This window comes from Adhaeribacter arboris, from assembly GCF_003023845.1.
In the GTDB taxonomy this organism is placed as follows: domain Bacteria; phylum Bacteroidota; class Bacteroidia; order Cytophagales; family Hymenobacteraceae; genus Adhaeribacter; species Adhaeribacter arboris.
The window spans coordinates 3,426,732-3,440,310 of record NZ_PYFT01000001.1; the positions used below are offsets into that span (position 1 = coordinate 3,426,732).

The window sequence follows — 13,579 nt, forward strand, 5'->3', positions numbered from 1 at the left end:
GTCGTACTTTAAAATATATTTTGATTAAAATCTAGGCAAACCGGTTTACTAGTCCTACACGCTAATCAGAAATTGGCTGCTTGGAAATACGTAGGGCTTACTGACGCGAACTCTACCCGCAACAGGACTTTACTTCCATGTTATTTTTACCCGATATTTCTTAAAATTCTCATCTTTTGTTAGAATAACTAATTTATCCGCTATGCCTTGTGCGATGATTATTCGATCAAAAGGGTCACGATGGTGATATTTTAATCTTAATAACTTCTGTAAATGTTCAAAGGTAACTGGAAGAACTTCAATATCATTAGCTGTTAGAAACTCAGCGATATTATTGAAATCTGCTTTAAGTTCCAGCTTGTCAAGGCTCACTTTAACGGCAATTTCCCAAAGAATGGCAATACTGATGTAACATTTGTTATCAATATTTTTAATCTGATCTTTAACGTTTTCAGGAAGTAAATTATCGCCGTTAATAAACCAAATAAAAGTATGTGTATCTAGGAGGTACTCCATTACATATACTCTTTAAAATCATCCAGCGGTTCATCAAAGTCAGGTGACACTTTAAAAAAGTCTTTCGCATAGCCAAATTTACGTTCCTGAATCTTCTTTTTTGCTTTTGATTTTTGCTTTAGAAAATCAACAAAATCCGAAACTTCTTTCTTTAAGTCAGTAGGCAAAGAAGATATCTTGTTGTATAATTGAATATCACTCATAATAGATTTTTGTTGAATATACGAAATTTTGTTATTGCTGTTCTCTTTATTAAACTATCCGTTTTTCGTATGGTTATCAGGCGGTCTATAGATAACAGTGAAAACCAACTAGCCTATTAGCATTAATACATTCTTTCAATTTGTCTTCTGACTTTTTTGAGTAAACGACTCATGCTGTATATCAAGTTTAAATGCTCCATTGCTGTGAGGAGAGTTAGCCAAGCACTCTCCTCACTTTCGGACAACCAATCTCCTTATTGGCGTTACTGGAAATACATTGCTAAGATACCTCCTTTGTTTAGAATATGCTTTGTTAAAGAGTTTAACTAAATCAAGTTGCTAATTCAACACGCTAACCAGGAGATTTGCCTTCCTGCTTTGCGTACAGACTGCTTACGCAAACTCTACGCAAAGCAGGAATTAACTATAATTCCTCCTTGTTAACTCTTCATATTTTTCTCTTTCAAGTTAATTGCTTTATCTATATTTTTTTTCCTAATCTTTAACTCTTTTAGGTTAAAGTTATAACTATCTAAAAACATAGTTGCTTCATCAATAGTATTGAAAAAACCTGCGAATTTAAAATTGAATCTAATTATCAAATTATATATAAATTCTTGAATAAAAAAACAAGCTACAAAAGGGTCTAATCCATTATTTCCTTCATGAACAAACTCATTGCGGTAAATTCTTAATCCCTCTAAAATTTGCTTCTGGACTTGCTTATGTTCTTCACTGTACATAGCGGTACAACGCTTTATCAGTAACTCATTTTGGTCAGCCTTCAAAATGGTTTCTAATGCTGTCCAAGCTCCGAGAAAACATATATACTTATTGGATTCATCAAATGCACTTACATAGATATTCAAAGCTTTGCTTAAGGTATTTTTATGTTTTTCTATACATAAGTTATACCTTTTAATTAGCCATTTAATATTAGTCTTAAGCTTTATTCTTTTTTCTGCATTAAGTTCTAACGTTTTAACAACTTTATAGTTAGATTCAAACCAATAATTGCTGCTATCTGCACAAAAACCATTTTCAAGATGTAAAGTAGAAAATTCTCCTTGTCTGACTTTATTAATCGGGTTTGCTGAGTGGGATCCAAAGCGCAACTCAAGATTAGAGTTGAGTATTAGGCAAAGCAAAGCTCTAAATACTTCCAAACTCCTATAAGCTTTTTCGTAAGCATCTTTAAAATCGCGGCCTTTTGTTGCAACTACAATTTTAATGTAATTATCATTATCATTGTGAGTTTTACGAATATTATTTCTATGACTTCTAAATTTTTTTGGGAAATTTTTCCCAGTAATTATTATTTGACTGTTATCAACAGTAAGTTTTCTTATTGGTAATTCTTTTACAGATAATGAAGTCAGTAAATAATAATGCTTTTCTGGTTGTTTATTATGCTTTTGAATTTGATTACTTAAAATTTCATAAAAGATTTCTTTATCAAACCTTTTTTTGAGCACTAATTGCCTAAATGTATTTTGCAGAATGTTTTTTTTTGCCTCAATGCTATATACACCTTGAAATTCTAGTAACGCTAAAAAGACCCATTCTAGTTTCTCATATTCGAAAGCATCAAAAGCTACAGTATTATTTTCATTTAATGTAGAAATCTCATTCAGTTTTTCTAGAAGAATAGCAATATTAATTTTATTTTCTAATTTAAGCTTAGCTTTCATAAATATCTATTTATTAGAAATCTAACTATTTATATCCATAATTATTAAAAAGTAATTCAAAATAATATTGAAACAAAAAAGCTGCGCCAGCTCTTACACCAACGCAGCTTTCAAAAAATTTACTAAATCTAAATTAAGACACCGTGCCGCCGTTCTTTACCACCGTGGAAGGTTGCACAAAGGCCAACGAGCCATCGGCGTTTTCGGCCATCAGAATCATGCCTTGGCTCTGGATACCTTTGATTTCGCGGGGGGCTAGATTTACGAGTACCGCTACTTGCTGGCCAATTATCGCCTCCGGAATAAAATATTCGGCAATGCCGCTCACAATGGTGCGCTGGTCAATGCCGGTATCAATTTTTAATTTCAGCAATTTTTTGGTTTTAGCTACTTTTTCCGCTTCTAAAATGGTACCGACTCGAATATCTATTTTCGAGAAATCGTCGAAAGAAATGTTCTCCTTAGCGGGTTCCGCCACCGAATTGGCGAGCAAATTGGCTTGTTTGGTGTCGAGTAGTTTTTGTACCTGGGCTTCTACGGTAGCATCTTCAATTTTCTCGAATAACAATTTTGCTTCGCCCAGCGAGTGAGCCGGAATAATAAATTCCGACATGCCGGCTTCGTACCATTTACCCAGGTGAATATTGAGCATATCGGCTAATTTTTGCGCCGAAGTAGGTAAAAACGGTTCTATTAGAATACTTAAAGACCCGGCAATTTGCAGCGCAATATTTAAAATTGTTTTTACGCGAGCTTCGTCGGTTTTAATTAATTTCCAGGGTTCGGTATCGGCCAGGTATTTATTACCTAACCGGGCTAGATTCATTACTTCCTGCAGGGCTTCTTTAAACCGGTACTGCTCCAGGGCGGCCGCAACTTTATCCGGATACGTTTCAAACTGGCTTAAAACCTCGCGGTCCAAATTGGTTAAATCACCTTTATCAGGTACCAGGCCGTTAAAATATTTATGGGTAAGCACCAATGCCCGGTTCACAAAATTCCCGAATATGGCCAGCAGTTCGTTGTTGTTGCGGGCTTGAAAATCTTTCCAGGTAAAATCGTTGTCCTTGGTTTCGGGAGCGTTGGCGCACAGCACGTAGCGCAGCACGTCGCCTTTGCCCGGAAAATCCTGCAGGTACTCGTGCAGCCAAACCGCCCAGTTCCGCGAAGTGGAAATTTTATCACCTTCCAGGTTCAGAAACTCATTGGCGGGTACGTTATCGGGTAAAATATAGTCGCCGTGCGCTTTTAACATTACCGGAAAAATAATGCAGTGGAACACAATGTTATCTTTCCCGATAAAATGTACCAGTTTGGTTTCGGGGTCCTGCCAGTAAGTTTTCCAATCAGGCGTTAAATCTTTAGTGGCCGAAATATAACCGATGGGGGCATCGAACCACACGTACAATACTTTGCCTTTAGCTTCTTCCAGGGGCACGGGTACACCCCAATCTAAATCGCGGGTTACGGCGCGAGGCTGCAAACCACCATCAATCCAGGATTTACATTGGCCGTATACGTTGGTTTTCCAATCGTTTTTATGCCCTTCTACAATCCATTCGCGCAGCCAATCTTCGTATTTATCCAGCGGCAAATACCAATGTTTGGTTTCTTTTAACACCGGTTTTTCGCCGCTCAGCATACTTTTGGGATTAATTAACTCCGTCGGACTAAGAGAGGAACCGCATTTTTCGCACTGGTCGCCGTAAGCATTTTCGTTGCCGCAGCGCGGGCAGGTACCCACAATGTACCGGTCGGCGAGAAATTGTTGACTTTTTTCGTCGAAGTATTGCTGGGAAGTTTTTTCTTCAAATACTCCTTTTTCGTAGAGGTTGGTAAAAAATTCGGAGGCAGTTTGATGGTGCGTGTCGTTAGAAGTGCGCGAATAAATATCGAAAGAAATATTAAACTCGGCGAAAGCATCTTTAATTTGCTTGTGGTATTTATCAACGATTTCCTGCGGCGTAATACCTTCTTTCTGCGCCCGGATAGTAATAGGTACCCCGTGCTCGTCGGAGCCGCAAACAAATTTTACGTCGGCACCTTTCGAGCGCAAATAGCGCACGTAAATATCGGCGGGTATATATACTCCGGCTAAGTGACCAATGTGTACCGGACCGTTGGCGTAAGGCAAAGCCGCCGTAACGGTATAACGTTTATATTTTGAGTCCATTTTTTACAAGTTGGGGTGCAAAGATAGAAAATTGCTTCGTGATTTTGTCGAAGCGCTTACTAGTAGCTAAACAATCCGGAGTTCCCGTAGTATTTCGGTAAGAACCAAATATCAACTAAAAAAATAACAGAAATTTAATATTAAATAAGGTAAAATAATACGATATTTCGTATCCTGACTTATACTAAACCAACCCGTATAGCAAGCGCATAAAAGCGCTTTTACTCATTATGAAAAAACCGGAAAAGAAAAAAACAGGCAAAAAGAAAAGTTCTGCTAGCGCCACTAATAAACTAGGTTCGAAGGAACTACAACGAGAATTTAATAAAAGAATGAAAACGCTGGTGCGCGACATAAAAAACGAAACGCAAACCACCATTAAAAACGTGCTGAAAGAAGCCAAACAGAAATTACACGAAGGTTCGGAATTTGTGATGAATGATGTCCTGAACTCCATTGTATCCACCGTGGAAAGTGCCGAAGAAGCAATTACTGGTAAGAAAGAACCCAAAAGCGGTAAAAAAGAAAAAGGAAAGAAAAAAGCGAAAACAGATAGCCACGCCAGCGACAACACCGAACCAAATGAAACGCCTGAATCATCGCCGACATCTGCTTCTGAACCTACAAATAACGGCAGCCCTGACGCCGGTAGTCAAGAGAAAACCGAGGCTCCTACGGTGGCAAAAAAACCAGCTTCTACCCGGCCGCGTAAAGTAACTTTAACCCCTGCTGAACCTGCCCAGCAGGAATCTTCGGTGGAGGCTTCTCAATAAAAATTATTTTTAAATTATTATACAATTAAAAGTCTTACCAGAGGAACATACCAAGTAGGCTTTTCTTCTGGTAAGACTTTTAATTGTAACCGTTCGGGTTACCTACTATATCATCAGTTACCCACCCGGTACGGTATCCGTACGGGTTCTTATTTCCTGCGGCCGTACTTCGTTGGGCGTTAAACCGGGCCTATCCGTACTATTATCTTCAATATTTCTTTTGCGGTTAACTTCGCTGGCCCGATCACTTAAGTTGGGCTTAGGCAACTGCTCCGGATTACTGCCCACCCCGTTATTATAGATTTGTTGCCGCTGTTCATCGGTTTCTATGGTGGCCGGGGTGGTTACCTCAATAGGTTCGTCCGTTGTTTCGTTGGTTTCGCGGGCCGAACTGCAACCTGCCAAGCAGCAACCCAACCCTCCTACCATTATCAGATAGAACGCAGTACTTTTACCGCTACGCATTAGATTTGGGCGGTTCATGCTTGACTTATCACCACTATTTTACTTCTTTATTCTCTTGCAAGGTATTATATCCTACCGGCGTTAAGCGTAATCCGGCAGCATCCGGGGTAGCATAAGCCTCTTTGGTCAAGTGAAACTCAGCCTCTCTTTGTACATCTTTAAAATGATTGTGCTCGTCGTGTTCTTCCAAATAAGGAATTAACTGCTCGTAAGTTAACACCTCATTTGCCTGAACCTTAAAATGCCGGAATGCCTGCATAATTAAGTTAGTGGTATTTTCGATGTTATTCGTAGGGGAGGTTAAATTTTCCATTATTTTAAAAAGTATAGTTTGTTCTGATTTGGATGTACGCGCCTCGTGGGGTATTAGTTATTTATTAGTCCATGGTCGATGGTCCATAGTCCACGGAAGTTTATAGTTGAATGGTTGAATGATTAAAGTAAGATGGGTATGAAAAATAGGCTTTTGTGGGAGGTGATATCCATAAAAAAGCACCCGCTTCTAACAGGTGCTTTTCCGTCAAATTTGATAATCTTCTCTCGAATTTCTAAAATCCAACGTTTCCAAAAAGCTAGTTAACCATTCAATCAACTAACCATTTAACTATAAACTTCCGTGGACTATGGACCATCGACCATGGACTAATTCACTTCTTCTCAAAGGCCAAAGCAACGCTATTAAGGCAGTAACGCAGTCCGGTAGGTTTAGGTCCGTCATCGAATACATGCCCTAAGTGGCCACCGCAACGGCTACATAACACCTCCGTACGAGCCATGCCTAAACTCATATCCCGTTCTTCTTTTACATTTTTATTATTTAACGGTTTATAAAAGCTGGGCCAACCCGTGCCGGAGTCAAATTTAGTTTCGGACGAAAATAGCTCCAGGCCGCAGGCCGCACATTTGTAGATGCCTTTATCTACATTATGATTGTACTTACCGGTAAAAGCCCTCTCCGTGCCTTTTTCGCGCAACACGTAATATTGTTCAGGAGTTAAAATAGCTTTCCATTCGGCATTGGTCTTGACCACTTTATCGGGCTGACCGGCCTTATTTAATTTATTTACTTTACTGGTTGGTACCGGTTCACGACCGGCCTCGGCGGTTGTTTCGCCGGCCGGAGCTTTTTTACCGGATTGCGCACAAGCGGTTACCGATAGTAAAACGGCCGCCATGACATATACAATTGCTTTCATCTGATTTTAAATAGTCTATTTTGAACCTTGTTAGCACTACCCGGGCAAGCAGCTAAAAAGCCGGTTTTTACTAAGATGCGCGGATTTTACTTCTGAGGTTACTTAATTTGTTTGTTCTATTTTATTAGTAATATACGCAAATAATGAACCTGTTGGATTGGTTTTCGGGTAGCTAAAACGGAACCCCGCAGATTATCCTTTTGTTAATTAGAAACTTAAAATAAAGGGACTTACTAAAATTATATAAAAATCCGTACCTTTGCGGCTTCAATAAAATTACCGATGCAAAGTATTCGAAATATTGCGATTATCGCCCACGTTGACCACGGCAAAACCACGCTGGTCGATAAAATTATTCACGCTTCTAAAATATTTGACGCCCACCAGCACTTCGACGACCTGATTCTGGATAATAACGATCTGGAACGCGAACGTGGTATTACCATTGTTTCAAAAAACGTTTCTGTTCGTTATAAAGATGTAAAAATCAATATTATCGATACTCCTGGTCACGCCGACTTTGGGGGAGAAGTAGAACGCGTTTTAAAAATGGCGGATGGCGTGCTGCTGCTGGTAGATGCCTTTGAAGGAGCTATGCCGCAAACCCGCTTTGTATTGAGCAAAGCTATTCAGTTGGGCCTGAAACCCATTGTAGTAGTAAACAAGGTAGATAAAGAAAACTGCCGTCCCGACGAAGTGCACGAACAGGTATTCGACCTGATGTTTAACCTGGATGCCACCGAAGACCAATTAGACTTTGTTACTTTATACGGTTCTTCTAAACAAGGCTGGATGAGCCGCGATTGGCGAGAAAAGACCGACAATATTATACCCCTCTTTGAAGCCATTATCGAGGTAATTCCGCCGGCTCCTACCCGCGAAGGTACGCCGCAAATGCAGATTACCTCCTTGGATTATTCCTCATTCGTGGGCCGGATTGCCATTGGCCGGGTTCACCGCGGCACTTTGCAAGAAGGGACTAACATGAGCTTATGCAAGCGCGACGGCAGTATTAAAAAAGTAAAAATTAAAGAACTGAACGTTTTTGAAGGTTTAGGCCGGGTAAAAGTAGAATCTGTTTCTTCCGGCGAAATTTGCGCTATTACCGGTATCGAAGGTTTTGATATTGGCGATACTTTAGCGGATTTCGAAAATCCGGAACCGTTGGAGCGGATTTCCATTGATGAACCGACGATGAACATGTTGTTTACCATCAACAACTCCCCGTTTTTTGGTAAAGAAGGTAAATTTGTAACCAGCCGCCACTTACGGGATCGTTTATTTAAAGAAACCGAGAAGAACCTGGCTCTGCGCGTAGAAGAAACCGATAAAGAAGATACATTCCTGGTATATGGCCGGGGTATTCTGCACTTATCCGTATTGATTGAAACCATGCGCCGCGAAGGTTATGAATTGCAGGTAGGTCAGCCACAAGTGTTGTTTAAAGATATTGATGGTCAGCGCCACGAACCTATCGAGCATTTAGTAGTAGACGTGCCCGAAGAAACCGCCGGAAAGGTTATTGAATTGGTAACGCAGCGGAAAGGCGAGTTAACCATTATGGAGCCGAAAGGTGATTTGCAGCATTTAGAGTTTAATATTCCGGCCCGCGGTTTAATTGGTCTACGCAATAACGTATTAACGGCTACTGCCGGCGAAGCCATCATGAACCACCGGTTCCAAAGCTACGAACCATACAAAGGCACCATTCCAGGCCGTATTAACGGTTCCCTGATTGCGATGGAAACGGGTCCGGGTACCGCTTATTCGATTGATAAATTACAGGATAGAGGCGTATTCTTTGTGGAACCCGGCGAAGAAGTTTACATGGGACAGGTAATTGGCGAGCATAGCCGCGGCAACGACTTAACCGTAAATATTCAGAAAGGCAAGCAGCTTACCAACATGCGCGCTTCCGGCTCCGATAATAACGTTCGGATTGTACCTAAGCTACAGTTCTCGCTGGAAGAAGCCATGGAATACATCCAGAAAGACGAGTACCTGGAAGTAACGCCGAAGAGCATCCGGATGCGAAAAATTTACCTCGACGAAAATGACCGGAAACGCTACGAAAGAAAAGATGATTAACTGCTTAGTTGTTAGTTAATCGTTGTTCGTTGCTAGCTAAACAAAAAAGGTGAATCCGGGTTGGATTCACCTTTTTTGTTTAAACTTTCTGTTGGCTTTCGCTTGATACTTAAGGCAAGAATTTAAAATTCAGATTTTATTTATCTGAAGCAATTTTACATTCTTGCCTTTTAAGCATTAAAATAAAAGGTAAAATCCAAATGGTATCCCTTAGTTTTATTTATACGCTGCCCACCAATTAGTATTTAAGTTTTGTTCGGGCAATATAGTTGGTTCTCCGGGAACGGGTAAAAATAACGATACACCTTGTTCTTGAGCTAATGTTACTAATTCTTCTACGGGTGCGGTCCAGGCGTGGAAAGCGAGGTTAAACAAACCCCAATGAATAGGCAGCAATAGTTTGCCTTTCAAATCCAGATGCGCTTGTAAGGCATTAGCTGGTCCCATGTGAATTTCGCCCCAGTTTTCGTGATAAGCCCCAATTTCCAGTAGGGTTAAATCAAAAGGACCGTAGGTGTTACCTATTTCTTTAAATCCCGGAAAATAACCCGAGTCGCCACCGTAATATACCCGGTACTGCGGACTAGTAATTACCCACGAAGCCCACAAAGTATTATTCCGTTTTAATCCCCGCCCGGAGAAATGACGCGCCGGAGTGCAATACAAGTTAAAACCATTAGGCAACGATACCGTGTCGCCCCAATCACAAGAAACAACTTTACCGGCAGGTAATTGCCAATTACGGAAATGCTGTTCTACCCCTAAAGGCACGTAAAAAGTAATACCAGTTTGGCTTAAAATTTTTAAAGCCACCGGATCAAAATGATCGTAATGATCATGCGAAATAATAACGCCGTCCAGAGGTGGTAAATCTTGGAGCGGAATAGTAGGGGCGAAGAATCGGGCAGGTCCGGCAAAATTTACGGGTGAACTACGCGAACCCCAAACCGGATCGGTTAAAAAGCGTTTACCCTCTATTTCCAACAAAACTGAAGAATGCCCAAACCAGGTAACGCGAATTTTATCCGATGCCGTTCTTTTTAACTCCTGTGTATCTGTAGTAAACGGGCCTATTTTCCGAGCCGGGACTCTTTGCTCGCGACCCACCATAAATTCCCATATGGTATTCCAGAAAGTACCGGGCTTGGAAACCGTTGTGGGCACCGGGTTCACGAATTGCTTACCGTTGAAGTTCTTAGAGTTATACATACCAGGAAGTAGGAGTTAAAATAGCGTAACAAGAATAAGCAAAAGATGTTATTACCTGTTTAATAAACAGAAAACTCTAAACTAAGAACACCTAAATTTATTTCTATTTAGATTTCTGGTAAACCCGCACGTAATCTACTTCAAACCGGACCGGAAAAGTAGTTTTAGAAGGATTGCCACCATTGGCACCACCAATCGCCAGGTTTAAAAGCATGTATTGCGGTTGGTGGAAAGGATTTATACCGGTTCCATCTTGATTAACGGTTTTAGTTAAATTTACTTCATTTAATAATAAACCATCTACGTACAGCCGGATGTATTTTTCATCCCAGTCCATTCGCCAGACATGAAATTTTTGCGCCCAATTTGGGTCGTTGAAAGAAGTAATAGCTTTTTTGGTGGTACTCCACTTGGCCTGGTATTGTTTAGCTGTGCCCCATGCTACATTGGCTAGTAAGGAGTCGCGGTAGTATTCCATAATATCTATTTCCCCGTTGCGGGGCCATTCGCCGGAAACTCCTAAAGTCCAGAAAGCCGGCCACATGCCCGGTCGGATGTCTATTTTGCCGCGCATTTCCCAACGGCCATACTGCCATTGGTGTTTTCCCTGGGTAGTCAGGCTAGCTGAAGTATAAGCCGCAAACTCGCGGTTGGTTCGCCAATCCGTACTATTGGCTTGGTAAGCAGGATTCTGCTTTTGTTCCCGGCGAGCTTCAATAATCAGATAGCCATTTTCGCACCAGGCATTTTCCGGTTGATATATTTGGGCTTCCAGGTTCCGGACAAATCCTTTTTCAAAATTCCAGTTATTTGGGTTTGGCCGGCCAGGAGTGTTAAATTCATCGGCCCATATTAACTGCCAGCCAGCATCTTTTTTAATTTTGGCAGGTTGCTTAGCTGAATTAGGTTGAGCAATTAAGTTGAAAGAAATGAAGGAAGTAAATACTATTGTAAGAAGTGCCGCAAGTAGTTTCATAGTTTAAAAGTAAATTTTAAAAGTAAGAACTTCTCCTGAATTTTTTGCTTTAGCAGGCAGTACTTACCTTTGCCAGAGAAAATAATTAAAGATAGCATACATGCAAACACCAATCCGACGGTTTAGAGTAGTAGGGATTATAGAGGGTATCTCGTATTTAATTTTACTGGGCATAGCCATGCCTTTAAAGCATTGGGCAGGAATTCCGGAAGTAGTAAAAGTAGTAGGTTGGGCGCACGGCGTATTATTTATTTTATTTGGGCTGGCCTTACTGCACGTATGGGTAGCGCGGCGGTGGTCCTTCGGGCGGGCGTTGCTGGCTTTTTTAGCTTCGCTGGTGCCTTTCGGAACCTTTATTTTTGATAAAAGCTTACGGCACGAAGAGCAATTAGCGCAAGGATAAAGAATATTTTTTATTCCGGCTTAATCTTCTAACAATGTTTCCGGATTTTTACTATCCCCGGACAGATAATGCTGCAAGGCCGTGTAATCCGCTACGGTATCGATATCAAATGAACCTAACTTAAATGGAATAGTAGTTACCGCCTTCGAATGCTGATAAAGCAGTTTTTTGGCGCCTTGGTTACCGTATAAAGCCAGCAGTTCCGGGAAAAATTGTTTATTGAATAATACCGGCGTACCCACTGTATCCTGGTAAGTACAGGCAATTATTTGTTGGGAGCTATTTTCTTTGTGAGTGATTAATTCTTGGAGCAGTTGGCTGGATACAAATGGCTGATCGCAGAGCATTAAAATTACATTTTCTACGAGAGGTGCCACTTTTAGTAAAGCTGCTAAACCATGCCGGATAGAAGCACTCATGCCTTCCTCCCACTCGTTATTCTCCACAATATGAATATGAATATCCAGAAAATTTAATTGAGCTCGTAAGGAATCGGCTTGAGCGCCCAGCACTACCATTATAGGGTTGCTCCCCGATTGTTGGGCTACCTGCACGGCATGCTGCAATAAGGTTTGGCCTTGAAAATTTAAATTTTGTTTCGGGCGGCCTAAGCGAACGGAAGCTCCTGCTGCTAATAAAACTAATCCCGTTGTTGCCATAGTAATACTTAAATTACTTCATCCGAAACCGGTTGCGAACTCCCTACAGGAATGGGTGTATTGACCACCGACCTCTCATGGATAGCTTGCGGTTTCTGGCGCAGGAAAGTACCTTCTTTACCGGCAAGTACTGCTTTTATTTCTGAGATAGCCGATAAGGCAATTTCTTCGGGTGTTTCAGCCCCAATATTCAAACCAAGCGGACCGTAAATCTTCTGCATTTGGTCCGGAGTAATTTCCATTCCATCGGATTCCAGTTCCTCTAGCATCTGATTTAATTTCTTTTTGGGTCCTAAAACCCCCACGTATACTACCGGCAAAGGTAGTAATTGCCGGAGCATGGCCAGGTCATAATTATAGTTATGGGTCATGAGCAGGAAAACGGTTTGCGCATCTACCGTTATATTTTCCAGCACTTGCTGGGGTTTGGCTACCAATACTTTGTCGGCAGTAGGAAACCGGGTTTTGACCGCGTAATTAGTACGCCCATCGATTACCGTTACCGACCAGCCCAGAATACTCGCCATTTGTACCAGCGGCTGTACATCGTTACCGCCCCCCAAAACAATAACTGAAACCGGCGGATGTAGATATTCTACAAAAGCGCTTAACACCTTATCTTGTAATTGATAATTCCGGATAAGAGATTTTTTACTTTGCAATACCTGGTTTCCTTCTTTTTCCAGCAGTTCACTTAATTCAAGGGGATATTTATCGCCGCGTTTATCACCTTTTTCGGGTAGCAACAAACAGGTGCCGGGCTGAAAACCCAAGCGATTTTGTAGCGAAAACAAAGTAATAATTACGGCTTGCTGCCGCTGACTGATAACCGCCGAAAGTAAAGCAATCGGGTTATTTAAATCTTCGGCTACAATGGGTTCGATTAAAATTTGAATAATACCGTTGCAACCTAAACCCACCCCTAAACGGGAATCGTCATCGTCGGTGGTATCGTAGGTTACCAATAAAGCTTTTTGCTGGGTCATTACCAAGCGGGCTTTGCGTAGAGCATCTCCTTCCAGGCAACCGCCACTAATGGCACCCGTTAATTCTCCGTCTTCGGTTACCAACATCCGGGCGCCGGGCCGCCGGTACGCCGACCCTTCTACCTGTACTACCGTTGCCAGAGCAGTTTTCTTATTTAACTGGCGGGCTACTCCATAAGCCCGAACAATATCCTGTATCTCTTTCATGGGACTAATGGCGAATATAAGCCATTACCGAAAA

At 41.4% G+C, this 13,579-nt stretch carries 14 protein-coding genes; 3 read left to right on the plus strand and 11 right to left on the minus strand.

The genetic code is table 11. The annotated features are described in order from the left end of the window. Window positions 1–129: 129 nt before the first annotated feature. The 4 genes from AHMF7605_RS14375 to metG all read right to left on the minus strand — a co-directional run bounded on the left by AHMF7605_RS14375 (window position 130) and on the right by metG (window position 4,583). Entirely contained in the window at window positions 130–516 is a 387-nt protein-coding gene (locus AHMF7605_RS14375) for a type II toxin-antitoxin system VapC family toxin (RefSeq protein ID WP_106930420.1), read from the minus strand. After that, on the minus strand, window positions 516–719 hold the full coding sequence (gene vapB / locus AHMF7605_RS14380) for a type II toxin-antitoxin system VapB family antitoxin (RefSeq protein ID WP_106930422.1): 204 nt from the start codon (window positions 717–719) through the stop codon (window positions 516–518). The genes AHMF7605_RS14375 and vapB overlap by 1 nt, the downstream gene beginning before the upstream one ends. Before the next feature lie 440 nt (window positions 720–1,159). Continuing rightward, entirely contained in the window at window positions 1,160–2,410 is a 1,251-nt protein-coding gene (locus AHMF7605_RS14385) for a hypothetical protein (protein WP_106930424.1), read from the minus strand. Between the two features lie 133 nt (window positions 2,411–2,543). Next, the gene (gene metG / locus AHMF7605_RS14390; RefSeq protein WP_106930426.1) at window positions 2,544–4,583 is read right to left on the minus strand and encodes a methionine--tRNA ligase; all 2,040 of its coding nucleotides are present in this window, start codon (window positions 4,581–4,583) and stop codon (window positions 2,544–2,546) included. A gap of 230 nt (window positions 4,584–4,813) precedes the next feature. Between metG and AHMF7605_RS14395 the strand changes: the two genes are divergently transcribed. Continuing rightward, the gene (locus AHMF7605_RS14395; RefSeq protein WP_106930428.1) at window positions 4,814–5,356 is read left to right on the plus strand and encodes a hypothetical protein; all 543 of its coding nucleotides are present in this window, start codon (window positions 4,814–4,816) and stop codon (window positions 5,354–5,356) included. A 117-nt stretch (window positions 5,357–5,473) separates the two neighbouring features. On the opposite strand, the gene AHMF7605_RS14400 is transcribed toward AHMF7605_RS14395, so the two are convergent. The 3 genes from AHMF7605_RS14400 to msrB form a co-directional block, all read right to left on the minus strand. Next, window positions 5,474–5,839 carry a hypothetical protein gene (locus AHMF7605_RS14400; protein ID WP_146153590.1) on the minus strand — a complete coding sequence of 122 codons (366 nt, stop codon included), beginning with the start codon at window positions 5,837–5,839 and terminating at the stop codon, window positions 5,474–5,476. A 16-nt stretch (window positions 5,840–5,855) separates the two neighbouring features. Continuing rightward, on the minus strand, window positions 5,856–6,134 hold the full coding sequence (locus AHMF7605_RS14405; protein ID WP_233219100.1) for a hypothetical protein: 279 nt from the start codon (window positions 6,132–6,134) through the stop codon (window positions 5,856–5,858). A 334-nt stretch (window positions 6,135–6,468) separates the two neighbouring features. Beyond that, window positions 6,469–7,017: a peptide-methionine (R)-S-oxide reductase MsrB gene (msrB, locus tag AHMF7605_RS14410; protein ID WP_199200238.1), complete on the minus strand. Its 549-nt coding sequence runs from the start codon at window positions 7,015–7,017 to the stop codon at window positions 6,469–6,471. A 282-nt stretch (window positions 7,018–7,299) separates the two neighbouring features. Here msrB and typA point away from each other — a divergent pair, with 282 nt between their 5' ends. Beyond that, window positions 7,300–9,105, plus strand: a complete 1,806-nt coding sequence (typA, locus tag AHMF7605_RS14415; RefSeq protein WP_106930434.1) for a translational GTPase TypA — start codon at window positions 7,300–7,302, stop codon at window positions 9,103–9,105. Between the two features lie 216 nt (window positions 9,106–9,321). Here the strand turns inward: typA and AHMF7605_RS14420 are convergent, their stop codons facing one another. Beyond that, a complete protein-coding gene (locus AHMF7605_RS14420; RefSeq protein WP_106930436.1) occupies window positions 9,322–10,314 on the minus strand; it encodes an MBL fold metallo-hydrolase in 993 nt (330 codons plus the stop codon). A 103-nt stretch (window positions 10,315–10,417) separates the two neighbouring features. Next, window positions 10,418–11,290 (minus strand): glycoside hydrolase family 16 protein, encoded by an 873-nt coding sequence (locus AHMF7605_RS14425; protein WP_106930438.1) that lies wholly within the window; start codon window positions 11,288–11,290, stop codon window positions 10,418–10,420. 100 nt (window positions 11,291–11,390) lie between these two features. On the opposite strand from AHMF7605_RS14425, the gene AHMF7605_RS14430 reads away from it, so the two are divergent. Further along, entirely contained in the window at window positions 11,391–11,693 is a 303-nt protein-coding gene (locus AHMF7605_RS14430) for a DUF3817 domain-containing protein (RefSeq protein WP_106930440.1), read from the plus strand. 20 nt (window positions 11,694–11,713) lie between these two features. On the opposite strand, the gene AHMF7605_RS14435 is transcribed toward AHMF7605_RS14430, so the two are convergent. Both AHMF7605_RS14435 and AHMF7605_RS14440 read right to left on the minus strand, forming a co-directional pair. Then, window positions 11,714–12,352 (minus strand): nucleotidyltransferase family protein, encoded by a 639-nt coding sequence (locus AHMF7605_RS14435; protein WP_106930442.1) that lies wholly within the window; start codon window positions 12,350–12,352, stop codon window positions 11,714–11,716. Between the two features lie 8 nt (window positions 12,353–12,360). After that, complete coding sequence (locus tag AHMF7605_RS14440) at window positions 12,361–13,545, minus strand: XdhC family protein (RefSeq protein ID WP_106930444.1); 1,185 nt, start codon at window positions 13,543–13,545, stop codon at window positions 12,361–12,363. Window positions 13,546–13,579: the final 34 nt, after the last annotated feature.

Bases quoted from the DNA above. Each gene is read 5' to 3' on its own strand.
- AHMF7605_RS14375 (WP_106930420.1), bottom strand. From the start codon at position 516: ATGGAGTACCTCCTAGATACACATACTTTTATTTGGTTTATTAACGGC.
- vapB (WP_106930422.1), bottom strand. From the start codon at position 719: ATGAGTGATATTCAATTATACAACAAGATATCTTCTTTGCCTACTGAC.
- AHMF7605_RS14385 (WP_106930424.1), bottom strand. From the start codon at position 2,410: ATGAAAGCTAAGCTTAAATTAGAAAATAAAATTAATATTGCTATTCTT.
- metG (WP_106930426.1), bottom strand. From the start codon at position 4,583: ATGGACTCAAAATATAAACGTTATACCGTTACGGCGGCTTTGCCTTAC.
- AHMF7605_RS14395 (WP_106930428.1), top strand. From the start codon at position 4,814: ATGAAAAAACCGGAAAAGAAAAAAACAGGCAAAAAGAAAAGTTCTGCT.
- AHMF7605_RS14400 (WP_146153590.1), bottom strand. From the start codon at position 5,839: ATGAACCGCCCAAATCTAATGCGTAGCGGTAAAAGTACTGCGTTCTAT.
- AHMF7605_RS14405 (WP_233219100.1), bottom strand. From the start codon at position 6,134: ATGGAAAATTTAACCTCCCCTACGAATAACATCGAAAATACCACTAAC.
- msrB (WP_199200238.1), bottom strand. From the start codon at position 7,017: ATGAAAGCAATTGTATATGTCATGGCGGCCGTTTTACTATCGGTAACC.
- typA (WP_106930434.1), top strand. From the start codon at position 7,300: ATGCAAAGTATTCGAAATATTGCGATTATCGCCCACGTTGACCACGGC.
- AHMF7605_RS14420 (WP_106930436.1), bottom strand. From the start codon at position 10,314: ATGTATAACTCTAAGAACTTCAACGGTAAGCAATTCGTGAACCCGGTG.
- AHMF7605_RS14425 (WP_106930438.1), bottom strand. From the start codon at position 11,290: ATGAAACTACTTGCGGCACTTCTTACAATAGTATTTACTTCCTTCATT.
- AHMF7605_RS14430 (WP_106930440.1), top strand. From the start codon at position 11,391: ATGCAAACACCAATCCGACGGTTTAGAGTAGTAGGGATTATAGAGGGT.
- AHMF7605_RS14435 (WP_106930442.1), bottom strand. From the start codon at position 12,352: ATGGCAACAACGGGATTAGTTTTATTAGCAGCAGGAGCTTCCGTTCGC.
- AHMF7605_RS14440 (WP_106930444.1), bottom strand. From the start codon at position 13,545: ATGAAAGAGATACAGGATATTGTTCGGGCTTATGGAGTAGCCCGCCAG.